Origin of the sequence: Peribacillus sp. FSL K6-1552, assembly GCF_038005205.1 — a bacterium.
Taxonomy (GTDB): Bacteria; Bacillota; Bacilli; order Bacillales; family DSM-1321; genus Peribacillus; species Peribacillus butanolivorans.
In genome coordinates this window covers 3,214,118-3,240,524 of record NZ_JBBOST010000001.1, presented here as the reverse complement: position 1 = coordinate 3,240,524, position 26,407 = coordinate 3,214,118, and the positions used below count along the sequence as shown (strand labels likewise).

The window sequence follows — 26,407 nt, the reverse complement described above, 5'->3', positions numbered from 1 at the left end:
AAACTCAATGAATTATAAAAAATGATAGGAGGAATTAGAATAATGAAGATTTATCTGTACCCCTTGTTGGTAGTTATAGCAGCTAGTAGTTATGGTTTAGTTTCAACTATTATAAAACTAGCAATGCGTAGTGGTTTTTCGGCATCTGAAGCTGTTACAAGTCAATTTTTTTTCGGTTTTTGTATCGCAGTGTGTATTTTCATTCTTACAAACCGAACAAAATTAAGCTTTAATGGAGTTAAAATTCTTATCTTAGCTGGAGTATTTACAGGGTTGACAAATATTTTTTATGGTCTTTCTTTGAACTATTTACCTGCATCCTTGGCCGTTGTACTATTGTTTCAATTTACATGGATAGGCATGTTGATTTCTTGTATAACAAAACGAAAATTTCCCAGTCGAATTGAATTGATATCTCTAATAATATTGGTTGCAGGGACCATACCAGCAGCGGGTTTGATAGATGTTGATTTATCTCAAATACCTTTTCAAGGTTGGTTATGGGGTTTAGCAGCTGCTCTTTGTTATTCCCTATTTTTATTTGTTAACGGTAGAGCAACTACAAATATGAATACCACTAATCGCTTAGTATTGGTTTCATTCTTTGCTTTTATGATTTCGGTTGTTTTTCAGTCTCCAGAAGTTATTTGGAATGGAACCTTGTTTAGCGAAGGACTTTGGATTTATGGTTTGATATTGGGGTTATTTGGGATGATTATTCCGGTTTTCTTATTCACTATTGCAGTTCCTAAAGTTGGATTGAGTATGTCATCAATATTGGGTGCTATTGAATTGCCAATCGCAGTGATGGTGTCAGTCATATTGTTAAGTGAGAATGTTACTTCACTGCAAATAGTAGGTATTGTAACCATTCTTCTAGGCATGAGCTTACCAACAATGCTTAATAGAAATATATTGTTAATTAAAAAGAAAGTAGTACAACATTAGGCGCAAAATAAAATTTTCAATAACATGGTGTCATTTGTAATTAAATAAGTATTTAAAATATTATTGACAATTAAAAATGTAAGCGTATACTAAACGTATGTTCATGGAATAAACATTTGTTTAAAGAAGTGAGGTGTAAAAATGGCTAATGATATTAATGAAAAAGAAGAGTTGATTTTAGATATGATTCGAGAAAATCCCTTTATTTCTCAACAGGAGTTATCGGAAATTGTGGGTATATCAAAGTCGTCTATTGCTAATATTATTTCTGGATTAATCAAGAAAGAGTATGTCTTTGGCAAGGCTTATGTTTTAAATGAAATAGCTCCTATTGTTTGCATAGGAGGTGCTAACGTAGATAAGAAATTTTATACAAAATATAAAATTACTAATGAAACATCTAATCCAGTAAGGTCCTCTAGATCGGTTGGAGGAGTAGCAAGAAATATTGCTGAAAATTTAGGTAGATTAGGTGAGGATGTTACATTAATTTCAGCAAGTGGTCTCGATTCAGAGTGGAAAGAGATTTATGATTTATCGTCACCTTTTATGAATTTAGAACATGTCTCTCAAAATGAAAATTTGACAACAGGATCTTATACAGCAGTTTTAGATATGAATGGGGATTTATCAATTGCATTAGCAGACATGGACGTTTTTGAGAATATTACACCTGAGTTGTTGATTAAAAACAGTAATATTCTTAGAAGAGCTAAATGTATCGTAGTGGATTTAAATTGTCCAAGTGAAACAATTGATTTTCTTTGTTTTTTCACATCTAAACATAATATTCCATTAGTCATTATTCCTGTTTCGTCTCCCAAAATGAATAGACTTCCAAAAACTTTGAATGCAGTTAGTTGGCTCATCGTAAATAAAGATGAAACAGAAACTTTTATGAATATTAAAATCAATGATGAAGAAGATTGGGGAAATTCAGTTAAAGAGTGGTTAGATTTAGGAGTCAAAAATGTTATTGTAACGAATGGTTCAAAAGGTGTAATGACAGGTAGTGAAAATGGTGAGATTCATTATTTTCCTGCCATAGAAACACCAATTGTTGTTGATGTTACAGGTGCTGGAGATTCATTTTGTTCAGGCGTTATTTATTCCTGGTTACAAAAAAAAGAAATTGATTACATCATAAAAGCTGGCTTGGTCAATTCCCATAAAACAATTATGTCGAAGTATACAGTTAGACAAGAATTATCAAAAAAACAATTAATGTTAGATATGGAGGCAATTTAAATGAAAAAATATATTGAATTATCTGCAGAGGTACAACAAGCAAAAGAGGAAGGAAAAGCAATCGTTGCATTAGAATCTACTATTATTTCACATGGTATGCCTTATCCTCAAAATGTCAAAATGGCTCGTGAAGTTGAACAAATTGTTCGTGATAACGGTGCTGTTCCAGCGACAATTGCTATCATTGATGGAAAAATTAAAATTGGTTTAACAGAAGATGAATTAGAATTATTTGGTAAAAGTTCAGATGTTGCTAAAGTATCAAGACGTGATTTAGCTCAAATTATTGCTACAAAACAACTAGGAGCAACGACTGTTGCTACAACGATGATTTGCGCTGATTTGGCAGAAATCAAAATCTTTGTAACAGGTGGTATTGGTGGGGTTCATAAAGGTGCAGAAACTACTATGGATATCTCAGCTGACCTTGAAGAATTAGCCCAAACTAATGTAGCCGTAATTTGTGCTGGTGCTAAATCAATCCTAGATTTATCACTTACACTAGAATACCTTGAAACAAAAGGGGTGCCTGTAATTGGATATGAAACGGAGTGCCTACCAGCATTCTACACAAGAAATAGTGAATATCTATTAAACTTCTCCACTGATTCAATCGATGAAATTGCTGAAACATTAAAAACGAAATGGGAATTAAATCTTAATGGTGGAGCAGTTATCGCTAATCCTATTCCTGAAAGATTTGCTATGGATGAAGATTATATCAATGAAATTATCGGTCAAGCAATTAAGCAAGCTGAAGAAAATCATATTATTGGTAAGGATAGTACACCATTCCTGCTCGGAAAAATAAAAGAATTAACTGGCGGTAAAAGCCTTGATGCCAATATAGAATTAGTAAAACATAATGCTAAAGTAGGAGCCGAAATAGCAGTTAGTTTCAACAACAAAACTAAACTAATACTAAACTGAGTTCGTAATTAGCATAAACTCAACTTCTATAAAGTTAAATGTCTCAGATTATTGTTAACAACTAGACTTTATAGAAGTTGTTTTTTAAAACGAATGTAAACGTTTCCATTTAAAAGGAGAGCCTGAAAATGAATTTTATCTTCTTAATAACAGGAATTTTACTTGTTTTTGTTGTTGCTTTTTTAGTAAGTAACAATAGAAAACAAATACGATATAAACGTATTCTGATTATGTTAGTTGTGCAAATCATTTTAGTTTACTTCATGATGAATACTAGTATAGGTCTAATTGCGATTACCAAAATAGGAGTGTTTTTTGAAAAATTAATGGCGATTGCTGATTCAGGAATTCAATTTGTATTCGGTGGAATGGTGAATGAAGGTGCAATAACGTTTTTCTTTGTAGCGTTATTACCTCTGGTTTTTATGTCAGTTTTAATAGGAATACTTAATTATATAAAAGTATTACCATTCGTAATCAAATATATCGGTTTAGTTTTAAGTAAAATAACAGGAATGGGTAAACTAGAAAGCTATTTTGCTGTATCTACAGCTGCGCTGGGACAACCAGAAGTGTTCTTAACCATTATCAAGCAAATACCACTCTTATCTCCAAAAAGACTTTACACAATTTGTACATCAGCAATGAGTGCAGTAAGTATGGCGATGGTTGGGGCTTATATGACAATGTTAGAGCCAAAATATGTTGTAACTGCTGTTGTATTGAATATTTTTAGTGCACTCATAGTTGCTAATATTATTAACCCATATGATTTAGACGATAATGAGGATCTAATTCAAATTGAAGAAAATGAAAGAGTTCCTTTCTTCCAAATGGTTGGAGAAAGTGTAATGGATGGATTTAAAATTGTTATTATCGTTGCTGCTATGCTATTAGGGTTTATTTCCTTGATGGAATTGATCAATGTGATTTTTCTAGGTGTATTTCATGTTTCTTTCCAAACGGTTATTGGTTATATTTTTGCACCAATTGCTTTTTTAATAGGTGTTCCTTGGGCAGAAGCTGTACAAGCAGGTGGAATAATGGCGACAAAACTAGTTACAAATGAATTTGTTGCAATGTTGAATTTTGGTGAGATTTCAAACCATCTTTCCGATAAAACAGTTGCTATTGTTTCAGTTTATTTAGTTAGTTTTGCAAATTTTGGAACTGTGGGTATTGTTTCAGGTTCAATCAAATCAATCAGTGAAAAACAAGGGAGTTATGTTGCAAAATTTTCATTGAAATTATTGTTAGGTGCGACATTAGCATCTGTAATTTCAGCCACAATTATGGGTATTGTCATGTAATTTTTATATAGAGGTGAAATATGATGATTAAAAGAAGAATTATTATGGATTGTGATCCAGGACATGATGACGCAATTGCAATTATTTTAGCTGCTGCACAACTAGAATTGGAGATTTTAGGGATTACAACAGTTTCCGGGAATGCTGAAATTGAAAAAACAACTATGAATGCATTAAAAATTTGTGATTTAGTTTCACTAACGGATGTTGTTGTTTCAAAAGGGGCAAGCGAGCCATTGATTCGATTACGAGAAACTGCACCTGGTATTCATGGAGATTCAGGTCTGGATGGTCCAGAATTGCCCGAACCTTCTCGTAGCTGGAGTGAGGAGCATGGAGCTGACACAATCATAAGACTGTTAAAAGAGTCAAAAGAGCCTGTTACAATTCTTCCAACAGGACCATTAACAAATATTGCTTTAGCTTTATCAAAAGCACCAGAAATTAAGGACAATATTGAAGAAATTGTTCTTATGGGTGGTGGAACATTTGGTAACTGGACTCCAACTGCTGAATTTAATATTTGGGTTGATCCAGAAGCTGCAAAAAAAGTATTTGATAGTGGTATTCCAATAGTAGTTATGGGATTAGATATAACACATCAAGCCATAGCAACACGAGAAGTTATCGATCAAGTGAATAAAATTGATAACAATGTTGCTAAAATAGTTGGTGAATTATTAGTGTTTTTTGCATCAACATATAAGGAGATGTTCGACTTTGATGGGGCACCAGTACACGATGTATTAACTGTGGCATATTGTGTTGCACCAGAATTGTTTAAGACGAAAGATGTAAATATTACAGTGGAAACTAAAGGAGAGTTTACTGCAGGAACAACGTTAATTGATCTACATGGGGTCACTGGTAGAAAAGTTAATGCTAAGTTTGGATTAGAACTTGATGTAGAAGGTTTTTGGAAGCTAATGATTGAAGCACTTAAAAAATACTAGATTTGAGTGTTGTCCTTGAAACATTAACGGAAGTATCTCATGATAAAATCCTAGATAGATTATAAGAGTCAAAAGAAAAACCCCGGTGACTATGCCGGGTAGAACTATCTTAGAAATACACCCAAGCCTCAACAGATAGTCTTTGCAAATGAAATTGTACCAGTAACATCATTGAAAAAAATTCATAAGGAACAAAAACAACTCAAAGTAAAGTATGAGCAGCTAAAATTGTTTTGAAATAATAAGAAATTAATATTCAAAAGAAGAAGTAGACAATTATCCAGTAGAAAAGCCTATAAATTAGGCTTTTTTTATCTGTTTTTAAATTAAAGCAAGGTCTCAGTAAATAATGGTTGGCATTAGATGCTCGATAATATATATGAGGTAAAATTAATTTTTACCAAAAAAATATTTTTTTACCATCTTGTTTAAAAATGATATAATTTTCTTAAAATTATATTTATTTAAGAGAGGACTGGTGAAGAGTATGCTGACATTTGGTACAGTTATAAAGCAAAATGCAAGTAAGTACAAAAATAAGCCGGCTGTTATTTTTCAAAATACGATCAAGACATATGAAGAGTTAAACATTCGCGCGAACAAAATTGGAAACGCTTTCTTGGATCGTGGCTTTCAAAAAGGCGATAAAGTAGCTGTCATGCTAAAGAACCATGCTGCTTATGTCGAGATCATTGCCGGGCTCTCCAAAATCGGAGTCATCATTGTACCGATAAACTATCGCCTGGTTGGACAGGAAGTAGAATATATACTAAGAAACTCTGAAAGCCGGGGATTCATTATTTCAGAAGAATATGAAGGTATTGCACAAGAGTTGCTCCCAAGAAACTCTCAATTAGACACCGTACTGGTAGTGGGCGGTGCGTCCAATGAAATTATGGAAGGGTATGTAGATTTTCTTGCTTCAGGCTGTGATGCGGAGCCGAACATTGAGGTTCATGAGAAAGATACTTTCTATTTGGGCTACACTTCCGGTACGACCGGAAAGCCAAAAGGAGTGGTCATTTCCCATCGGTCCCGAATACTGACAGGAATGGCGGCAGCTTATGAATACAAGATTGGCGAATCAGATATTCACCTTGTTGCAGGGCCAATTTATCATGCAGCCCCTTGGATTTTTCTTGTCATGCAGCTGCTCGTGGGTGGCACCCTTGTCATTCATGAATCATTTAATGCAGAACAAGTGCTTGAAGACATTGAGCGATACCAGATAACAAACACGTTCCTTGCACCAACGATGTACAATTTCTTGATCAACACGAAGGAAGAAATAAAAGCAAAGCATGACATCTCCTCTATGCGTGTGTTGGTTTCAGCAGGCTCGCCGCTGCCGACACAAACAAAACTGGATATTCTGGACTTTTTCAAAAATGCCGATTTGAACGAATTTTACGGTTCGACTGAAAGTGCGATTACACTGAACATTAAACCAGGTGACATTCGCCGGAAGGAACGTTCAGTGGGACATCCTTTCCCTCTTGTGGAATGTTTAATTTTGGATGACGAGAAGAACCCGATTTCGAACGGTGAAGTAGGGGAGCTATATTTTAAATCACCGTACAACTTAGACGGTTATTATAAAAATCCGGATGCTGACGCCGCTTCGTTTTATCATGGTTTTTTTACAGTGGGAGATATGGCGCTACAGGATGAGGATGGATTTTACTATATTGTGGACCGAAAGAAAGACATGCTGATCAGCGGCGGCGTTAATATTTATCCGCGTGAAATTGAGGAAGTCCTTTATTCACATCCCGGGATTCTCGATGTTGCGGTGATTGGTGTACCTGATGCCGTGTGGGGGGAATCGGTTAAAGCCATTGTTGTACAAAGGGAAGGGGCTAATCTCATAGTAGAAGATATCATTGGTTACTGCGAAGGAAAATTAGCCGGCTATAAGAAACCAAAATCAGTAGACTTTGTACATGAACTCCCACGAAACCCATCGGGGAAAATATTAAAAACAACATTGCGGGATTCCTTTGCAAACGATAGAAATGGAATCTTTCATATTAATTAATTTTTTCTATTACCGAAACAAGATGAAAAGCAACTGCGTTGATTAGGCAGTTGCTTTTTTTTATTAAATAGACTATCGCTAATAGGTTTAAAATAACAGCCTTTGCTCCTTGTGAGTAAAAGGCTGTTTTAGAGGATAAGGGGAGTATTCTGTTAAATAAGTTTATAAACACCTATTAAAAAAAGCTATAGTGTTGAATTTTTTTAGTCAATAACTCTAGTTTTTCTCACCTACAGTACAAGCCATTTTATATAAAAGTCATATCATGTATAGAAGGCAGGATATGATCGATATTACGGCCCTTCTTCGCCTGGGGATTTCATGAAATTTACCTATACTCAAAAAATTATCTAGGAATCGATGCTTTTTTTCCTCCTGTCTTTGTCACTGGATGTGAAGTGGAAGAGGAGGTGGAGATAAATAAGTATCAATTAAAAAAAGGAATGTGTTCCTGGTAAGCAGTATGTAATGCACCGAAAGCCCGAGTATTTCTATAATATATAGTCTTTTAAGCTTGAACGATTGAAAAAAATTTTGTGAAAACCATCCGGATATATGCCTACTTTTCATTTGGCGGAGGTCCGAGAGATTGTATTGGTAATCATTTTGCATTGATGGAAGGAGTGCTTGTGCTTGCGACTATTGCAAAGCGGTACAAGCTAAGGGTAGCTTCGAATCATCATGAAGTAAAGCCCCATCCATCTATTACCCTCAGGCCAAAGCGAGGATTGCGCATGATCGTAGGAAAAAGAAATGAATTCGGTCGGCTATCAACCAGTAGCAAAATAAATAATTTCTCAACGTTCCAATATGAACAGCTAGAATACAATCTTTTACTTAGTGACTCTTCAAAGTATATGTTTTTCAATATCCCTAGGAATATCATTCTATAGTTACAAATTTTTTAAAAAAAGGAGACGTTTAGGGGATGTGCCCAATTAACAATGGTAATGAAAGAATACAGTCTAATGAAAGTTCTATGTTGTCCCGTGAAGAGATAAAATCCATTGAATCCTGGATATCTAAAATGGGAAAATACCAATTTTTTAAAACGGCAAAACAAAAAATGGTTACTGCTAAAAAAGCTCTAAAATTCAAGTATAAAATGATTGGATATGGTTATAACAGAATTGTCTATGATCTCAATAATGGCTATATCTTAAAAATTGCACTGTGTGAAGTAGGATTAATAGGCAACGCAAATGAAGCATACATTTATAATAACTGCAATGAGGAAGCCCAAAAGTACCTATGTCCGGTTAAGGAGTTTGGGTCTGGCTGGATTATTATGAAGAAGATGGGCACAAAAGTGCCACTTGCAATCATGGAATATACGAAACTAATTGAGTTGGAATTAAAATTCCTAAGATACGGCATTATTCCAATAGATTTGCGGGTAGATAATGTCGCATTTTCCGAGGATAATGAAATGGTTGTCATTGATTACGGCCTATTCACCATGGATCTCAAAAGCCCTGTGTTGCGTTGGTTCGATTGACGATGGGGGGAATGACCCAATCAAATTGTGCTGCTGACAGCATAAGATTTTTTATCGGTTCATTAGCAAATGAAGCATAGATGACAGCCATTGAGCCTCCAAGACAGAATCCCAGAATAGGAATCTCTTCCGCTCTAGAATGCCTTAACGACTTCTGTAGCCCTTTTGAATGTAATCCACAATATAGTTATTAATGCTGGTATATCCATCTTCATACCCATAAAGGTCGGCACCAATAAGAAATGAAACCTCGGTTACTGTTTTCTTGGTACTAAAAGTAGGTATGGAAAATGTTCTTGATCTATTCACCCGGTATGGGAATCATCCAGCTGGAAACACATGACTTAGGGATGGCTTCACAGGTGTTTTCGTTGTTTTGTCCTATTTAAAAGAAATGGATGTTGGACAAGTAAGGGAATATTAACTAGATCATTAACTTTTTTTTCATCTAGAGGGACTAGCCGTTACAAGTAAAGACAAGCATTAATAAAATAAAGAAAAGATGAAAGGAGTGTTATTTATGAGAAACAGAAGAATCCGCAGCAGAAGAACTTTTATTCGTTTATTAAAAGAGAGCCAGTTACTTCGCTCGAGTATTATTGATCAACATATAGAATTCTTACGTAATGTAAGAAACTCTATAAAGTAAAGAGTCAGTTCTAGCTGGGGATAACAAAGAAACTGAAGACTACAACCAGCCGCCCTAGAAGTTGGTTGTGGTTTTTAGATATAAGCCCAGTTATCTAGATGTATAGTCGCATTACTTCTCGATTGAGCTGTTTTGACTTAACCATAATTTCAAAGAAACGCTTTGTGAAGAATTTATGATTGAAATTTCAAAACCTAATTCAAACCATATTGAAATCTCCAAGTTACTAATAAACATGGTGTAGGAAACTAGTGTTATGTAATTTCGTTCAATGAAAATATTGATGGTAAAGAGTTACCTTTACTTACTTCTCTAGGACACGCCGTAGGTTATGGCTTTCCTTCCATCGTTTCGTGTATACCCAACAAACTTGGAGTTAATATTGTTTCATGGACACATTTTAGTTAGTCCTTACAATGATTTTTGTAAGGATGTGTCTGTCTTGGAACGAAAGAATACAGGTAAAAAATATACTATTTTTGTCTTCTCATCCATTGTGTTGCAACCCATTTTTCGCCAGTTATAACTGGCGCTCCACCATGTAATGTTAGTTCGTTTACGTTTTTATCGGTATAGAAATATTCGAAATACACCGCCATTCCTTTTCGTGGGGATACTGAAAGATTTAGTTTAGGAAAAAAAGTTTCTCCTCCATGCTCCACATCATTTAAGTACATGATGATTGTGCTAATTCTATTATTTTTTGTTGCTTTACTTGAAGATGTAAAAAAATCAAAATGAGCTTTATACTCTTGACCAGGAGTATATTTAAGAATTTGAATACCATCCCCATGTTCAATTGGTATATTCATAATAGATGATACTCTTTTTTCAATTTTGGTAATGATGTCATTTTCATTATCTTGAAAATACATACTACTACTTGTTCTTATCTCATTTACTTCGTGTGTAACTCCAATTTTAGAACGATGCATTTTGTCTTTTGACAATCTAATTAGTTCGTCACATTCTTCGTCACTCAAAACATTTCCTAAAATTACTATTAGTGGTTCTTCTAATCTAGCAATTATATTAATTTCTCTATCTTCTGTTTTGATTTTATTTCCAATATGATTAAAAATAGTTTGTTCTTTACTAATTGATTTTTTACTATCAATTGTCAACTTTCATCGACTCCTTAAAAGATTTAATTTTCAGAATGATTAATTTGTTTTGTTTCTGTAAGAGATTATCTATGATAATTATATCATGAACCTCCTTATATAACTGTTTCTTATTCAACTAACGGGTGCGTCGTATTATAAGGTCGACCAGTAAAAAATTACTGGTTGACCTTTTTTTAATAGATTCTATGATATCAGTATCCAGGGGAGGACGTACGGGTTCGTGCGATGTTTACGAATTTGTGTGTGCTTTATTACAAAGAGGATTTTGAACCTCATGAAATTAGAGAAAATCACCTTTAGACCTTCGGAATTTGTCAAGACAACAGAAAATCGTAACGAATATATGTATGTGGAAGCTAAACTTCATTTTCGCACATTGATAATAAAGGAATATCCAACTTCAGAGGCCGGATTAACAGCCGGGCAAAGTAGACTAGCATAATGGACTCCACATCTCGAAATCCATTGTTTCGTAAATAATCTCATAAATCCTTTGTTTTTTAAGGAGAGTTGGTTAAGAAAAAAACCTTGTAATAACTCTAAATTGCTTTCCGAATATTATCTATTATTTTTGTTTGTGTAATCCGGCCAAGTGGTGAGGAACTCTAATTCTCTAAGGCATTATTTTGTTGAATTTATTGTATTTAAGACGCAGCAAACTTGAATAATATCAGTATACAGTACGGTACAACAAGTAGCAGGTGCAATCGGTACAGCTATTTTTGTTACATTAATGACAACGTATGCTGCAGATCGTACGACAGAACTAAGTCATACAATGGATGCTGCAATAGCAGGCAAACAAGCTTTACTGGATGCCATTAACTACATCATCATTGCCTGATTTTTTATGTGATTTAAATGCAAATATTCAACCTATTAAAAGAGAACAAGCTGTTTTAAAGGAATCAGAAAAAGATGTTATTATGCAAAAGCTAGCTCAATATGGTTATGATTATGTAGGGAAGATGCAAGCAGCTAAAGATTTAGGGCTTAGTGTTAGAACCTTATATCGAAAGATAGAAAAATTAGGAATAGCTATTCCTGCTAAATAATTCTGGCGAAAATTAGGATCTAAAAGCGGAGCAAATCCGCAGGTATCCATTACAACATCCCATTTCCGGTTTTCTAGAAGTGAAACATCACCGTCTCTATCACCAATTAGCTGCTCAACCTCAGGAAACATCTCTTTATTGGTACCGCGATTAAATAATGTAATTTCGTGACCTCTTTTCAATGCTTCTTTTACCAAAGCTTTCCCTAAAAAACGAGTACCTCCTAATATAAGGACCTTCATAGTTTTCCCCCATTCACTTTAATAGAGTGTAAAAATACCTTTCATTTTACATAACGGTTTTCCTTCTTAAAAAGATACGGAGAGTATAAAAAATTTATTCCCTTTTATTAAAGGAAGGCGTCCAATTGTTCAAGATTAAACAGACTACCCTATCTAATATTCGAAAGATATAACAGATACAAAAACTCCGATGATCTCCTTTTTTCTTCTTATTCAAGAATATGGCCTGATTGTTGATGTGTAAGAAAACTATTCTTCAACTAAACTGCCCCGATAGTTTATTAAGAACAAAATAAAAAGGACCCTTGGTCCCTTAAAAATACTTTCTATACAAGTCTCTCCGCATTGCACCACTTAGATATGCATAAATTTTTGTGGTTTCACTTTTTTCATGACCCATTAAATTTTGAATCACTTCTAGAGGCGCTCCATTATTCAATAAATTTGTGGCGTAACTATGTCTAAGCTAGTGGGGATGAATGCTCTTTTTAATGTCCGTTCTCTTTGCTACCAGTTTTATAATGTTTCTCGCTTGAGAAATACTCATTCGATGGGGTGCACGTGTTGTCACAAATAGTGCTTCCTCATGATCTTTTCGCTCATTTAAATATCGCTTCAACCATATTTCACAACGAGTATTGAAATATACTTCTCGTTCTTTATGTCCTTTACCTAATACGATTGCTGATTGATTAGAGAAATTGATTGAGGCCCTATCTAGAGTTATGGCTTCACCAATTCTGCATCCTGTTGAATACATAAACTCAAATAAAGCATTTTCGAATGTTGTATGACAAGCTTCCCGCAAATGTTCAATTTCCTCTTCAGACAAGTATTTTGGAACCCTTAATTCTAATTTTGGTTCCTTGATTTTGGAGGCAGGATTTCCATTAATTAAATTTTCATCCTGGGCCCATCTAAATAAAGATTTAATAAATCGAATTCTGTGACCCAGACTGGATGGCTTAAGCTTTTCAGCTGCTTTTCCCAGATAAACAATAAGAGAATTAGTTGAAAGTTCTTGAATGGATATATTTCCAAAACTATTCACCAACGAGTTAAATTGGACGTAATAGGCCTTTAATGTTCGTGGAGAATAACCTTGGATTTGCTTATCTGCCTTATATAAACCCCATACATCAGTTAAGATCATACCTGTTTCTCTCCAATCTATACCATATTAATAGACAGTATAGACAAAAGAAGAACTATTATACTAGATTAGTAGATTTTTCATTAAACAATAACACCTGTTAGTTAAAGAAGAAAAGGCTGCCTTAAGACAGCTCCGATCTTCAGCTAACGCACCCGTTAGTTCTATAATAAAAGTGAACCTTCTTCAAGAATCGCGCCCGATTGTTGAAGAAGTGACAATTACTATCGAGTATTACCTATATTGTATTTTATCTTTGGAATGTGCAATATTATTAATTCCCATTCAAATGATAGATTAGTTGCACAACGCCAGAGGAGAACGTTCTTGTATTAACCATTTTTAAATTCAACCTCTGTTTTATATCAATAAACAACGGTTTTCCTTCTCCCAAAATAACAGGGTGAACAGATAATCTAAATTCATCAACAAGCCCTAAATTGATAAAAGTTGTAATAAGACTTGCTCCACCATATAACCAGATGTCTTTACCAGGCTTATTCTTTAATTTATTTACTTCTTTAAGAATATTATCATTTATGAATATTGCTTTATTATCAGTCCCTTTTTGCGTTCTGGAAAACACATATTTTTCTTTACTATGAACTAATTCCCAAATTTCTTTTTCAGTATCAGTATCTTCAATTTCTGGAGTAAATTGTCCCCATAAATCGTAGCTTTTTCTTCCATATAAAATAGTATCAATGAGAGCGGGTGTCAGACACCGATTGATAGTTGGAATTTAAAGACTAATGACTCATTTACAAACTATTCAGTTAAATACATAATTAGGAATATTATGAAGAAGGAGGGATTATATGTATAGAAAATCACTAACAGTACTATTAGCTGCGGGTATGGTTCTATCAACTGGTACAGTATTTGCACAAACAAACGGGGCAACAAATGCCCAGTCTGACACAGCTTTTGATAACAAAGTTATCAAAAAAATTAGTGCGGACAATATGTATAATACGATTGCCTATCTATCAGAGCAACCGAGGGCTGCTGGTACAGAAGGGGAGCTCCGTGCAGTCAAATACATAGAAAGTCAGTTTAAGAGTCTTGGTTTTGAAACAAAGGTTCAGCCTTTTCCCATCTATGATACGGTGCAAAATGTAAAAGTGAAAATTGGTGACAGTGATTTAGGAGGAACACCGCGTGCCATTAGCGGCAGTATCAGCGGGAAGGTAACGGCCGAACTTGTTAATGTTGGAAAAGCAAAGCCAGAGGAAGTTGGAGAAAATGTATCTGGGAAAATTGCACTAGTTGAACGTGGGGACATTACCTTTGTTGAAAAGGTTCAGAATGTCCTAAATAAAGGAGCGGTTGGCGTTTTAATGTACAACAACTCACCATCAGGAAATAATTTCGGACAAGTATCAGCGGGGCAAAATATACCTGCTGTAGCCATTACCCAAGCCCAAGGGTTAGAGTTGGTCGAACAGCTTAAAACTAAACAAATCACGTCCACTCTGGAAGTGGGAAAAGCTGAAAGAATCGAAAAGACATCCTACAATGTCATCGCTTCCCTAAAACCAAAAGCCAATAAGGATAATGGTCAAATCGTGACTGTTGGAGCCCATCATGATTCTGTCCCGGGCGGCCCTGGTGCAAACGATGATGCTTCGGGTGTATCAGCTGTGCTGGAACTGGCAAGGATCCTGGCCAAAACGCCAATTGACACTGAAATTCGCTTCCTCACGTTCGGATCTGAGGAAAGAGGGCTCGTTGGATCATCCTTCTATGCAGATTCCCTTCCCAAAGAGGATGTAGACCGCATGGTGGCTCACTTCCAAATGGATATGATAGGCGGACGTGATGCTGGCGAGGATAATCCTGCAGGTGGTTTGATTATGTATACCATTGATGGAATGAAAAACCTTGTGACGGACCTGGGTTCCTCAGCAGGGGCCAGAACGATGGATGTTGCGATTCCTTATGGACAGCTGGGCAGGAGTGACCACCAACCATTCCATGAGCTTGGCATTCCATCCGCCTTGTTTATCCATTCCCCTGTAGAGCCTTGGTATCACCAGCCTACAGATACACTGGATAAGATATCGAAAGAAAAATTGCAGCAAGCAGCTGAAATTGTCGGTGCCAGTGTGTATCAAATTGCCCGTCCGGAAACTCCGGCATTAACAAATGCACGTGTAGCTCCTGGCACGGTAGACTATGATTTTGATGACCGTCCGGTAGATTAAATATTTCATTGTACAGAATTACGAGATTAATAATGGATCTTGGAGAAAATCAGGAGGGCAGCTGTGTAGTTTACAGATGCTCTCTTCTTTATGTATGATGTAAGGAGATTATCTCATGAGCTATTTACAAGTAGTAGGTGGGGAATATTTGACGCTTACTTATAAAACCTTAAATACGAATTTTAAAAGAGTAATTTAATTCAAAGAAATAGAGCTAAGTACTATAGTGGCTTTTATTATGTGTAGAACAATTTATAGTAATAGATTATGAAACTTCGAATCTTAAACAAATGGGGCATTGATCCAAGAACGGTTAATGCTCTTTATTTGTACTAACGGTGCAGGATTGTAAAAAAAAGAGTTTGAAATTTAGGAGGTTAGTCAGTGCATTTAAAAGTTTTTCTATTACTTTTATTCTGCAGATGTATTTATTAGTTTACGAGCAACTTTTAGGGAGGATTGGTAATTGATTAGGTTCCAGAAGCAACAGCGTTTCAAAAAATTAAGGATATGTAGCTAATGGACTTTTTGGAAATTTTATTATTAATTATATCTCTTCACAATCTATTTAATTTTAGGATGACTGTTGCCTTAGACGTATTGAAACTAATAACATACTAACAATGAGTATTGTTTATGTGGCATGCTGGCAACTTGTGATTTGACTGGAAGCTATCTTTGAGACAGCTTTTTTCTTATTGAACTCCCTCGGCTAATAGTAGTTGTTGCCGCACCAGTAGAATAGTCATCCTTTTTAGACTCGTCATTAGGCGAGTTTTCTTTCTATTTTCATCTATTTGAATAGGGTAAATAATTAAGAAAATAGGAGGGGCGATTAAGAAATAACTTTTCCACAAAGTACCTCTATTTTATAACTATTCTCCATAGTAAACTAGTAAAGTTAAATTTATCAAAATTTAAGGAGAATAAAATAATAGTGAAAAAATTCTTTGGATGTCTTATTATGTTCTGCCTTCTTTGTATTTGTCTCTTTCCAACCAGTGGTAAAGCATCAAGTGATACACTTTACATAGGTTCTGTTAAAGCGGGCACTACAAAGGTTTATAGTTCTCCTAAACTAGGTTCCACTATGCTAATGACCTTAAAAAAAGGCGAGGAGTTTCCCATCATTTCTTCGGTCGTTGGAGATTCTACGAAGCCTATTATACATAAAGTAAAGACTGGAAACACATTATGGAAAGTAGCAAATCAATATGGAGTTTCAGTAAGTGAGTTACAGAAAGAAAACAAATTAACCTCTTCCGAAATTAATGTTGGCCAAAACCTGAAGATTCCCCAAAAATATAAGATCCATAAGGTTGTATCAGGAGATACATTGTGGAAGATTTCTACTAAATATGAGGTAACCAAAAGTGATTTGACGAAATTAAATAACTTACGAACAGTTACCCTTAAAGTTGGTCAAAAATTGAAGATTCCCGATTATTACTACCAGGTTCAACTGCTTGATGGTAAAAAGGGATGGATAAAGAAATCTCTACTTCAAAAAAAGAAGCAAAGCCTTATCGTCATGGGCTGGAAGCATAATGGATCGAAAGAAAACTACACCCAACAACTTAAACACCCCAATTTAAATGTAGTATCTCCTCGTTCCTATACGCTGAAGGATTCCGGTAATTTCGTTTCCGTTTCTGTCGATACAAAATACGTTCAATACGCTCATAAACAAGGAAAACAAGTATGGCAACTCATCGGTAATAAATTTGACCCTGTTTTAACTGGTTCTATACTAGGCAGTACAAAAAAACGTCAAAAATTAGTTTCAGCTTTACGTGATTCACTTGTTCAAACTAATAGTGATGGAATAAATGTAGATTTTGAAAACATTGATCCAAAAAATAAGAAGGACTTTGTACTTTTCATAGGCGAACTAAAAAAGGCACTAAAACCTTATGGAATTAAAATATCCGTGGATGTCACTCGAGAAAATGATGACCCTTTTTGGTCAAAAAGTCTAGATAGGAAAGAACTTGGCAAAATAGCAGACTATATAATCATAATGGGTTATGACGAGCATTGGGGAGGGAGCCCAGTAGCCGGGTCCGTTTCCTCGTTACCTTGGATCAAAGAAGGAACTAAGCTTTTAATGAAAGAAGTACCTGCTCATAAGATAATATTGGCTGTACCATTTTATACGAGAGAATGGGTAACTGATTTATCGACCAATAAAGTGAAAAGTCATGACCGTACTATGGCTGAGGTCAACAAAATCATTTCATCTCATGGACTTAAAAAGGTATGGGATAAAAAGACCTCACAAAATTACGTGGAGTATACTTCCAAAGGGAAAAAGCATCAAATATGGATAGAAGATAAAAAATCGATGAAGCTTCGGCTTGATCTGGTAAAACAAAATCATCTAGGCGGTGTATCTGCTTGGTACATTGGATCAGAAACACCTGACATTTGGGATGTATATCATTTTAATCAATAGTTTAACAGAAAAACCTTCGGATAATGGAGGCTGTTCAGCTTGTAGAATACGGTCCTTTTTAGGGTCTAAATCTGCAAGCTTTTTTTGTGTAATCAAAAATAACAGATTCCAGATAAAAGTAGTATAAACAATTTGAAGGAGGAATGAATAATGGCCATTAGGAAATTAACTAAAGTCGCCAATAGCTTGGGTATTACGTTTCCAGTTGAAATGTTGAAAGCTGCAAATTTAGCTTTTGGCGACGAATTAGAGGTTGAGTTCAAGGGTGAAGAAATCATTTTTATAATCTATCTTTCCACTAATCAAATTATTGCTATCGATGCCATTCAATAAAAGTTTATTCTCCTACTGAATCAATCGGAGTAAAAGATCCCGGTCTCCTTGATTCTGCAGTGAGCAGACCCAGACAAACTGTTAAAACCTCTCTTAATTTCCTTTATAACCTTAATAATGTATATCTAATGTTAATAACGAAAAAGCTGACTACAAAAGCCCGGTCAAGACGGCTCCTTTAATCAGCTTTTCTTTTTTCGCTATAGCATCCAACCAGTTTGAATTAATCCCGACATGACTGCGTCCTAAAATCAAACATGTATATTGAGTTGCTTACGGAGTCGTTGCATTTCAGAATTAAAATAGGCTTTACTGTAATCACATCCGACAATAGCAACGATATTGCCGTCATCATCAATAATTGGCGCAAAGCTTGTTTTCCACTCACCGTACCTGTCTTCGTATATGGGAGTAACACCCGCTTTACCATTAAACGCCTGGTAAGCGACATTAACCATTTCCGGGGGACCAATATATTCTTCCCCCGGTTCAATTACAAAGCCTTTGTCTGCAACGAGGTGAATCAGACGTCCATCCTCCGTCATGATAAATATAAAGACCCATTCAATTACGCCTTCCTTTTCTTGAATCATGGTAAGCTTTTGTTTTAATTTCTGGGAATAGGAAGTTTGCCGGTTCATATTTTTTTGTAGACTGATAACCTCTTCAGCTGGAATGATAGCTGCGGTTACAGCGGCAACGGAACGAAGCCGTTGATTTATTTGTTCTTCCAAAATGGCCCGTTTATTCACTGGTGAAAAGCGTGCCTCTTCAATTTTATTACGTAATTTTTTGTATTTCCTACTCATAGTCGGCTGGCTGACTTCCAATACCTTTGCCGCTAGTTTTAATGATTTGTATTGTTCCATTGCCATGTTGATCAGTTGTTCCTCCACAAGTTCGACTGCTTCTTGCAAAGGCATTAGAAAATCGATAACAGGTAGTGAAGTGGGTTTGGGCCCTTTAAAAGGGAGGACCTCTTTAACCAAAGCAACATCCACTTCCGGTATTCCGCTTGTAATCACAAGCCTCTCAACTGTATTTTCAAGTTCGCGCACGTTACCGGGCCATTGATAGATACATAGCAAGTCGATTGCATCCGGGGTGAAGGCTACATTTCGATTGTACAGTGTATTGTACTTTTGTAAAAAAAATTGAACCAGGTGAGGGATTTCATCTACACGATTCCTAAGCGGCGGAAGATGGATAGGTACGACGTGAAGACGATAATATAAGTCTTCTCGAAATTCACCTTTTTTCACCATTTTTTCGAGCGATTTATTTGTTGCGGCAATCACTTGAATATCAACAGGGTGTGAGGTCGTACTTCCTATTGGTGTGACCACGCGTTCCTGAAGGACGCGAAGCAGTTTTACCTGTACGTTAAGCGGTAACTCGCCCACTTCATCCAAGAATAAGATACCCTTATGGGCCAGTGTGAATTTCCCTTTGGCGCCGTCTTTCCGTGCGCTGGTAAAAGCCCCTTCTACGTAGCCAAACAGTTCGCTTTCAATCAAGTTTTCCGGGATGGCGCCGCAATTGACAGGTATAAATGGACCGTCGCTTCTGTTACCCATATTATGTATGGCCCTGGCGGCTATTTCCTTTCCTACACCGGATTCCCCCAATAAAAGGACTGTTGCGCTGACATCACAAACCATTTGCATTTTATGAAGAACATCAAGCATGGGTTTACTGCGGATCACAAATGGAAAAGATGGCTTCTTTGATTCCAACAAAGGCCCCGATTGCCTCATTGATGTATCTGGATAAGAGTCTTTAATTTCTTTGTAGGCCCAGACCCATGCCCCAGATTCAATCGGATACGCCGTCATCAGCATCTCTGGACCCTGCCATGAGGGCTGCAGGAAAGATCTTTTTTCATTTTTGCCCATTACCTCTTCTGCAAAGCTTGTAGAAAATAAATCTTGTTCCACATCTTTGATGGAACCGCCGACATTAGCGGATTTGACTGTTTGGAATAAGGAATTCCCTGTTCCGGTCGATTTCAGTATGGTGCCATTTTTATCTGTCACAATAAGCTGATCGTAAATAGACAAGAGTGCAGAGGTGAAGTGATCCATTTATGTCTACCTGCCTTTCATTAAACTTCCTAGTTTTTATATTACAGAAATTTCACAATTGTTCAATAGTTTCAAAAATGAATATTCTTCCTTTTGAAAACCCAGTAAGCATGGTGTTTTCTGATTGGCATGTTTATTGCATTAGAGTAAAGAGAAGGGACTAAAATGCATGATTGCAAAGGAGGGAGAAGCTATTTTGAATAAAGAGAATCAGTTCCAACAGAATATCAATTCTGAAGATCCCTTTATTAAAAATCTATATTCAGATTTGAATGAGCGGATCAATGCGTATGAGCAGGAAGATGCCGTGAAAATCGACAAAATGAAATGGAAGGATGCGACAGGTTCTATTTTTCTCATGATTTTAATCATCTTTTACCTGGTCTATACACTTTTCTAAAGTAGTTTTGTTTAGCTCACCCAAAATAAATACAGCCTTATTTCCAAGCGATACAATCATTATTTTATAGTTGGGAGAGAAGCGAGTGAGTAAAGAGAATTCCTCCATTTCAAAGGATGTGGCCTTTGGCTTTTTACCGGCAAGTAAAAGTGACCGGATTTTTAACCTTCGGGATTTAATTTTAGTTCAGGTTGTTATTGGCCTCTCATCTTTTGGGCTGTTAACTGGTGGATACACAGGTACAATGCTTGATGCGAAGCAGTCACTTGCAGCGATTTTATTCGGTAACGCCTTCCCTATGCTGTTGATTGTTCCCATTACCCTTTATTTTGCGCGGTATGGCATAGATACTTTTGTCGGGTTTCGAAGTTCACTAGGGTATCTAGGATCCAATATCTTTTTCTTTGTTTTTCTTATTTTAACTCTCGGCTACATTTCCATTGCGCTTTTCATGTCCGGCCAGGCGTTAGCAGAGGCTGCGAATTGGATGGGGATGCCCGCCATTTTCTCAAGCCAAGCAACGGGAGCACCGTTTTTCTCGATTTTACTCTTTATCTGTGCATTTCTTGTAACGGTGAGGGGACCGGTAGCGATTCAAAAATATACCGCAGTAGCCGTTCCGGTTTTTATGGTTCTCATGTTTGGCCTTCTCGCAATAGTCTTGTTTGGACAGGGATTCACGAAAGTTGCCAATATACTTCCTTCTGAACCGTTTGAAACGACTTCTCGATCATTCGCGACAGCCCTGGAATTGAATATCGGTCTCGGCTTTTCATGGCTTCCGTACCTTGGCCAATACAGCCGTTTATCTAAAACAGAAGGAGGCGCATTTAAAGCAGGATTCTACAGCTTTGGAATCATCGTCTGTATCGCTGCTTTAGTTGGGGCCCTTGCTGCATTAGTCGCTGGATCACTTAATCCTTCTGACTGGATGTTTTCAATTGCAGGAAGTTGGGGCGGATTCATTGGCTTGATTTTACTTTCGGTAGGGAATATCGGTGCAGCCATTTTCCTGATGTACTCACAAGCTGTCAGCTTTAAAACTGTATTCCCGAAAAAGTCATGGATGATTGCGATGGGTACAACCGTACCGGCTATATTCCTACTTCTAAGCTCAACGTTCTACGATGCATTTGGTTCATTCATTGCTGTCATTTCTTTTATTATGGCTGTTCTTGGTGGCATTGTCGTTGCAGATTACTTTTTTGTAAAGCGCCAACGCATTTCGATAAGGGATTTGTATGACACGCAAGGCTCTTATACCTATTGGAAAGGCATTAACCCGTCGGCCGTTCTCACGGTGGTCATAGGAACAATCGTTTACTGGGCACTCTATAATCCATTGACTTTTGAAGCAAGTGACTTTTTCCTTTATACGGCTGCCGGAATTCCAACATACTTTGTCGCTTTAGTCACCTATTATGTTTCATCTAAATACATTTTCCGTTTTGAAGTTGACATGGAACGTCCATCCGTTGAATTAAAGGAAGCTAAATAGAAAAAAACGCACTTTAAAGAATCTAGGGAACGAGAGGAGATTGTTCAATGTTTACACAAAGTTTAGATTTCAAAACAACTGATTTAGATACATTCCCATTTCCATTCACTTCAGGTAACTATCGTTATTCAAACGACTTGAAAAGACTCTCAAACATTAACTGTATTGAAGTTACACCAGAATACAAACTCCAAGTGGAAACGAAGCGTCGTCTCCTTCAAGAACAGCCGCATATAAGGTTTCAATCTTTTTCACACACATTAGAAATGCAATGGGAAGTATTGGAAATGCTAATCGACATGGCAACTGATCGCTATCCGGAGCATTTCGAGGTCATTAAAGATGGAGACAACTGGACCTTCAAGAACCACATTTTCGGGGAATCCGATTCATTTGTGTATGGCGATGCCAGAACACTTCCAAATGAGCCGCTTGATTATATAGGCCGCCATTTCCACAATGATTTTGTTTTAATGGTTCATCGCGATAGTAATTTCTATTTGGAAGTGGGGCAGGTTTCATACGCCGCACTCTTCTCGGCTAACTGGAATAAAGGCATGTCCTTTGATGAAATCCATGCACCTGTTCCATTTGTATCGCGGAAAGGTGATGAACTGGCAGATCGCGTTCGTAAGTTTTTATTATCCATCGAACCAGGAAAGCCATGGACACGCATCAACTGGAACCTGATGGCGAACCGTTGGGATGTCAACTATGAAACGATGGATGTGTGGGAGCCGCAGCGTTCTGAGATAACACCAGAAAATGCAGGAAAGCTGGTTCGTTTGCGTGTTGAAGAACAAAAATTTTATCGCATGCCACGAAGCAATGCCATTCTGTTCGTATTGAACACACAGTTCCTGCCACTTGAAGATTTGACATTACGCAAGGAGTGGTTTGATCTGACGTATAGCGTACTGCAGGATATTCCAGAACCTATGGCTGAATACAAAGGGATTGCCCCGTTTCTTTCGCAATCAGTCGAATATTTGAGACGCATTGATGAAGAACAAAAAGCAAAAATAAACAATAAGTAGGAGGAAGAGGGCCTTGTACAATAGTCCAGTATTGTTTGATAAATCTGTTACGATCGTAAATCAATTTACTCCTCGGAATGAACGAAGAAAGTTTGTCGTCATTTCAGATCAAGCCGGATATGAAAAGGCGAAAAGTTTCATTTCTGAAATCACAGGTACAGTCCCTTTTGAATGTCTTTCCATTAACGGAATAGAAAATAAAGAGGAGATTAAGAGAGTCATCTTGTCACAAAAGATGGGCACTCAATTTTATATTGCGGTTGCATGGAACAATGCCGTTATGGTCTTCTCGCTGGGGGTAGAAGCTGGTCTATCTGAAGATGAGATTCAGACGGTGATTATCGGGCCTAAACGACGCTACGTATATTGCATGAAATGTTTCGAAGTGTCGGAAGTCGCAGAAGAAGCAGAGATTGCAGAATGTGACCATTGCAGAGCCAGTCTTGAAATTGGTCCTTTTTATTCAATCGTACGGGAAGGATATATTGGTTACCCATTCATCCCAGTCGAAAAAGAAGAAGTAGTAGGGAGCTGATCATCATGCGGGTAGTAGGAAATATTCAAATGAAAGTAAATAAGATCATTCAAGAAACTCCATTCGTGAAACAGTTCGAGTTAATTCCAGTTGATGGAAAATCGTTGCCTGCATTTACAGGCGGTTCGCATTTGACCACTTTCATGCAGGCCGGGGATACGATTTTCGAGAGAGAATATTCCCTTATCAGCAACCCAAGGGACCGAAAAAAATATGCAATTTCCATTCGGCGTGATGAGACGTCACGCGGAGGCTCTGCTTTCTGGCATGAACATGTAAAGGTAGATTCCAGGCTGGAAGTCAGTTTCCCTAAAAATAACTTCCCTCTCAGCTTTCGAGCTAAGCATCATGCTTTTTATGCAGCTGGAATTGGCATCACCCCATTTCTGGCAATGATGGAAGACATGGCTGCCGAAGGGCAAACCTTCGAACTCCATTATGCAGCACGCACGCCGGAATTATGTCCTTTTTATGATCTGCTGAAAGCCAAATATCCTGATCAATGCACCTTTTATTTTTCGCAGGCAGAAGACAAACGCAGAATGTTGCCAGAGACGATGATGGATCATCGCATTGGCACACATGTATATTTTTGCGGACCACTCGAGATGGTACAAGAGTATCGAAAAGCTGCCAGTTCATATGGTTATCCGGAACACGCGATCCACTTCGAATTATTTGCGACAATAAATGATGGGCCGCAAGAACCTTTCATTGTCGACCTTACAGACAGCGATCGGTCCATCCACGTTCATGAAGGTGAAACACTGCTTGATGCGCTTTTAAGGGAAGGAATTGATGCACCCTATTCTTGTAAAGTGGGCGGGTGCGGAAGTTGTGAGATAGATGTTGCAGAAGGTGAAGTGGATCACCGGGATAACTTCCTTAGCGAAGAAAACCGTCAAACACGCAAGTCAATCCTGACTTGCTGCTCACGTGCAAAGGACGACAGACTTGTCTTAAAACTTTAACGATTCCGTACAGGGAAAATTAAAAAAAAAATGAAAACCGGAGGCATAAAACATGACAATTTTAGAAACGGCAGTTTTAGAGCTTAAAAATTACATCGACGGTAAGTGGCAGACCTCATCTTCATATGAAGTAATCCCGGTAATTAATCCTGCAACACAGGAAGTCATTGCAAGGGCTCCGCGTGCGACCAAGGAAGATACAGAAAATGCAATCTCAGTAGCGAAAACAGCTTTTGAAAGTGGAATCTGGTCAGGTCTAACAGCACAGGAGCGTTCTTCCTACCTTTATAAAATTGCGGATAAAATTGATGAACGTGCGGAAGAGTTAACAATTCTTGAAACAATGGACAACGGGAAACTTAAAGCAGAGGCGGGCTTCGATATTGCCGATGCCGCCGCGTGTTTCCGTTACTACGCTGGCTTAATCCTTCATCCAGAAGGTGAAACTTACCAAGTTCCCGCTCCCGTGCAAGCGATGGTTGTTCGCGAGCCAGTAGGTGTAGCTGGTTTGATTGTACCTTGGAACTTCCCTCTTCTAATGAGTGTCTGGAAAATCGCACCGGCCCTTGCGGCAGGTAACACAATTGTATATAAACCGGCTGAATTGACACCTGTAACAGCAATGAAATTATTTGAAATCCTAGAGGAAGTAGGTATCCCTAAAGGTGTGGCTAATATGGTGATGGGCCGGGGTACTGTTGTCGGTCAGACCATTGCAGAAAGCAAGGATGTTGACATTGTTTCATTTACAGGAAGTACGGATGTTGGCCGCTCTATCATGAAAGCGGCCGCGGGCAACTTAAAGAAAATTTCCCTTGAGCTTGGCGGTAAATCGCCTAACATCGTTTTTGCAGATGCAGATTTAGAGACAGCCGTCGATTACGGATTATTTGGCATCTTCTTCGGTGCCGGTCAAGTATGTTCATCAGGTAGCCGAATTCTAGTTGAAGAAAATATTTATGATGAATATGTAAAACGCTATGTGGAACGCGCAAATAAAATCAAAGTTGGACCTGGCCTTGCAGAAGACAGCAACATGGGGGCAATTGTCAGCGAAGCGCAAATGAATAGCATTTTGAACTATATTGAAATCGGGAAACAGGAAGGTGCGACACTTGCAGCAGGCGGTTACCGTCTTGTTGATGAGGGCCTTGACAAAGGATTCTTCATTGCACCGACTGTCTTCACCGATGTAACACCTGACATGCGCATCGTACAAGAGGAAATCTTCGGTCCAGTCGTTGTCATCCAAAAGTTTAAAGATGAAGAAGAAGCTATTAAACTTGCAAATGATACAGACTACGGCCTTGCAGGCGGCGTCTTCACTAACGATGGGGCAAAAGGATTGCGCGTGATCAAGAAAGTACGGGCAGGCATCACATGGGTAAATGATTATCATTCAACATATGTCGAGGCGCCATGGGGCGGTTACAAACAGAGCGGGATTGGACGCAGTTTAGGAAAATACGGCTTGGATGAATACCAGGAAATTAAACAAATCAACATTAATCTCGATGTAAAACCGGTCGGCTGGTTCCCAAATTAAGTATATATAATTTGAGAAGTAGCAATCAACTTTATTTAATCAAATCAAAAAACCTAATCCAAATACGGATTAGGTTTTTTTCGAATTGTCGAGAAACCTTTTTAAGCCCTCAAAAAAAAAGATAAAGATGTTCTTAATATTTCTTAATCTTATTAATAACTGAGGGCAACTATATGTATTTTAGATCCAG

20 protein-coding genes and 3 pseudogenes are annotated in these 26,407 nt (G+C 37.3%); 18 read left to right on the top strand and 5 right to left on the bottom strand.

Annotation, left to right across the window (positions count from 1 at the left end):
* The first annotated feature begins 48 nt into the window (after window positions 1-48).
* The 8 genes from NST21_RS15575 (at window position 49) to NST21_RS15540 (ending at window position 8,925) form a co-directional block, all read left to right on the top strand.
* Window positions 49-948, top strand: a complete 900-nt coding sequence (locus tag NST21_RS15575) for an EamA family transporter (RefSeq protein ID WP_340892576.1) — start codon at window positions 49-51, stop codon at window positions 946-948.
* A 153-nt stretch (window positions 949-1,101) separates the two neighbouring features.
* Window positions 1,102-2,196, top strand: a complete 1,095-nt coding sequence (locus NST21_RS15570; protein WP_056523632.1) for a carbohydrate kinase — start codon at window positions 1,102-1,104, stop codon at window positions 2,194-2,196.
* Window positions 2,197-3,126, top strand: a complete 930-nt coding sequence (locus NST21_RS15565; protein ID WP_053346274.1) for a pseudouridine-5'-phosphate glycosidase — start codon at window positions 2,197-2,199, stop codon at window positions 3,124-3,126.
* Window positions 3,127-3,254: 128 nt separating this feature from the next.
* Complete coding sequence (locus NST21_RS15560; RefSeq protein ID WP_056523552.1) at window positions 3,255-4,436, top strand: NupC/NupG family nucleoside CNT transporter; 1,182 nt, start codon at window positions 3,255-3,257, stop codon at window positions 4,434-4,436.
* Window positions 4,437-4,459: 23 nt separating this feature from the next.
* Window positions 4,460-5,389, top strand: a complete 930-nt coding sequence (locus NST21_RS15555; RefSeq protein ID WP_053346272.1) for a nucleoside hydrolase — start codon at window positions 4,460-4,462, stop codon at window positions 5,387-5,389.
* A 487-nt stretch (window positions 5,390-5,876) separates the two neighbouring features.
* Window positions 5,877-7,427, top strand: coding sequence for a class I adenylate-forming enzyme family protein (locus NST21_RS15550; protein ID WP_340892574.1), 1,551 nt, complete (start codon window positions 5,877-5,879; stop codon window positions 7,425-7,427).
* Window positions 7,428-7,963: 536 nt separating this feature from the next.
* A complete protein-coding gene (locus tag NST21_RS15545; RefSeq protein ID WP_340890069.1) occupies window positions 7,964-8,320 on the top strand; it encodes a cytochrome P450 in 357 nt (118 codons plus the stop codon).
* 35 nt (window positions 8,321-8,355) lie between these two features.
* On the top strand, window positions 8,356-8,925 hold the full coding sequence (locus NST21_RS15540) for a hypothetical protein (RefSeq protein ID WP_340890068.1): 570 nt from the start codon (window positions 8,356-8,358) through the stop codon (window positions 8,923-8,925).
* A 1,122-nt stretch (window positions 8,926-10,047) separates the two neighbouring features.
* On the opposite strand, the gene NST21_RS15535 is transcribed toward NST21_RS15540, so the two are convergent.
* Window positions 10,048-10,698: a 2OG-Fe(II) oxygenase gene (locus NST21_RS15535; protein WP_340890067.1), complete on the bottom strand. Its 651-nt coding sequence runs from the start codon at window positions 10,696-10,698 to the stop codon at window positions 10,048-10,050.
* A gap of 818 nt (window positions 10,699-11,516) precedes the next feature.
* Between NST21_RS15535 and NST21_RS15530 the strand changes: the two genes are divergently transcribed.
* The gene (locus tag NST21_RS15530) at window positions 11,517-11,756 is read left to right on the top strand and encodes a helix-turn-helix domain-containing protein (protein WP_340890066.1); all 240 of its coding nucleotides are present in this window, start codon (window positions 11,517-11,519) and stop codon (window positions 11,754-11,756) included.
* A gap of 26 nt (window positions 11,757-11,782) precedes the next feature.
* Here the strand turns inward: NST21_RS15530 and NST21_RS15525 are convergent.
* The 3 pseudogenes from NST21_RS15525 to NST21_RS15515 all read right to left on the bottom strand — a co-directional run.
* Window positions 11,783-11,998 (bottom strand): annotated as a pseudogene (locus NST21_RS15525) (NAD-dependent epimerase/dehydratase family protein); the annotation flags it as partial.
* A gap of 313 nt (window positions 11,999-12,311) precedes the next feature.
* A pseudogene (locus NST21_RS15520) lies at window positions 12,312-13,151 on the bottom strand (tyrosine-type recombinase/integrase).
* A gap of 274 nt (window positions 13,152-13,425) precedes the next feature.
* A pseudogene (locus tag NST21_RS15515) lies at window positions 13,426-13,857 on the bottom strand (dihydrofolate reductase family protein); the annotation flags it as partial.
* Window positions 13,858-13,969: 112 nt separating this feature from the next.
* Here NST21_RS15515 and NST21_RS15510 point away from each other — a divergent pair.
* The 3 genes from NST21_RS15510 to NST21_RS15500 all read left to right on the top strand — a co-directional run bounded on the left by NST21_RS15510 (window position 13,970) and on the right by NST21_RS15500 (window position 18,146).
* Window positions 13,970-15,358, top strand: coding sequence for a M28 family peptidase (locus tag NST21_RS15510; protein WP_057216448.1), 1,389 nt, complete (start codon window positions 13,970-13,972; stop codon window positions 15,356-15,358).
* Window positions 15,359-16,295: 937 nt separating this feature from the next.
* A complete protein-coding gene (locus NST21_RS15505) occupies window positions 16,296-17,813 on the top strand; it encodes a LysM peptidoglycan-binding domain-containing protein (RefSeq protein WP_340890063.1) in 1,518 nt (505 codons plus the stop codon).
* Between the two features lie 150 nt (window positions 17,814-17,963).
* Complete coding sequence (locus tag NST21_RS15500; protein WP_340890061.1) at window positions 17,964-18,146, top strand: AbrB/MazE/SpoVT family DNA-binding domain-containing protein; 183 nt, start codon at window positions 17,964-17,966, stop codon at window positions 18,144-18,146.
* A gap of 251 nt (window positions 18,147-18,397) precedes the next feature.
* Here the strand turns inward: NST21_RS15500 and NST21_RS15495 are convergent, their stop codons facing one another.
* Window positions 18,398-20,230, bottom strand: a complete 1,833-nt coding sequence (locus tag NST21_RS15495) for a sigma 54-interacting transcriptional regulator (protein ID WP_340890060.1) — start codon at window positions 20,228-20,230, stop codon at window positions 18,398-18,400.
* 196 nt (window positions 20,231-20,426) lie between these two features.
* Between NST21_RS15495 and NST21_RS15490 the strand changes: the two genes are divergently transcribed.
* From NST21_RS15490 to NST21_RS15465, 6 genes are all read left to right on the top strand, one after another.
* Window positions 20,427-20,630: a hypothetical protein gene (locus tag NST21_RS15490; RefSeq protein ID WP_141993493.1), complete on the top strand. Its 204-nt coding sequence runs from the start codon at window positions 20,427-20,429 to the stop codon at window positions 20,628-20,630.
* 85 nt (window positions 20,631-20,715) lie between these two features.
* Window positions 20,716-22,128 (top strand): purine-cytosine permease family protein, encoded by a 1,413-nt coding sequence (locus NST21_RS15485; protein WP_340890057.1) that lies wholly within the window; start codon window positions 20,716-20,718, stop codon window positions 22,126-22,128.
* Between the two features lie 47 nt (window positions 22,129-22,175).
* A complete protein-coding gene (locus NST21_RS15480) occupies window positions 22,176-23,165 on the top strand; it encodes a heme-dependent oxidative N-demethylase family protein (RefSeq protein WP_340890056.1) in 990 nt (329 codons plus the stop codon).
* 13 nt (window positions 23,166-23,178) lie between these two features.
* Window positions 23,179-23,700, top strand: a complete 522-nt coding sequence (locus NST21_RS15475; RefSeq protein WP_340890055.1) for a hypothetical protein — start codon at window positions 23,179-23,181, stop codon at window positions 23,698-23,700.
* 5 nt (window positions 23,701-23,705) lie between these two features.
* Window positions 23,706-24,671: a PDR/VanB family oxidoreductase gene (locus tag NST21_RS15470; protein ID WP_340890054.1), complete on the top strand. Its 966-nt coding sequence runs from the start codon at window positions 23,706-23,708 to the stop codon at window positions 24,669-24,671.
* Window positions 24,672-24,723: 52 nt separating this feature from the next.
* Entirely contained in the window at window positions 24,724-26,217 is a 1,494-nt protein-coding gene (locus NST21_RS15465) for an aldehyde dehydrogenase family protein (protein WP_340890053.1), read from the top strand.
* The last annotated feature ends 190 nt before the right edge of the window (window positions 26,218-26,407 follow it).

What these genes read in the sequence shown, in the direction of transcription:
- NST21_RS15510 (WP_057216448.1), top strand. Translation starts at nt 13,970, where the DNA reads ATGTATAGAAAATCACTAACAGTACTATTAGCTGCGGGTATGGTTCTA.
- NST21_RS15470 (WP_340890054.1), top strand. Translation starts at nt 23,706, where the DNA reads ATGCGGGTAGTAGGAAATATTCAAATGAAAGTAAATAAGATCATTCAA.
- NST21_RS15560 (WP_056523552.1), top strand. Translation starts at nt 3,255, where the DNA reads ATGAATTTTATCTTCTTAATAACAGGAATTTTACTTGTTTTTGTTGTT.
- NST21_RS15465 (WP_340890053.1), top strand. Translation starts at nt 24,724, where the DNA reads ATGACAATTTTAGAAACGGCAGTTTTAGAGCTTAAAAATTACATCGAC.
- NST21_RS15550 (WP_340892574.1), top strand. Translation starts at nt 5,877, where the DNA reads ATGCTGACATTTGGTACAGTTATAAAGCAAAATGCAAGTAAGTACAAA.
- NST21_RS15565 (WP_053346274.1), top strand. Translation starts at nt 2,197, where the DNA reads ATGAAAAAATATATTGAATTATCTGCAGAGGTACAACAAGCAAAAGAG.
- NST21_RS15530 (WP_340890066.1), top strand. Translation starts at nt 11,517, where the DNA reads ATGCCATTAACTACATCATCATTGCCTGATTTTTTATGTGATTTAAAT.
- NST21_RS15495 (WP_340890060.1), bottom strand. Translation starts at nt 20,230, where the DNA reads ATGGATCACTTCACCTCTGCACTCTTGTCTATTTACGATCAGCTTATT.
- NST21_RS15540 (WP_340890068.1), top strand. Translation starts at nt 8,356, where the DNA reads ATGTGCCCAATTAACAATGGTAATGAAAGAATACAGTCTAATGAAAGT.
- NST21_RS15555 (WP_053346272.1), top strand. Translation starts at nt 4,460, where the DNA reads ATGATTAAAAGAAGAATTATTATGGATTGTGATCCAGGACATGATGAC.
- NST21_RS15500 (WP_340890061.1), top strand. Translation starts at nt 17,964, where the DNA reads ATGGCCATTAGGAAATTAACTAAAGTCGCCAATAGCTTGGGTATTACG.
- NST21_RS15480 (WP_340890056.1), top strand. Translation starts at nt 22,176, where the DNA reads ATGTTTACACAAAGTTTAGATTTCAAAACAACTGATTTAGATACATTC.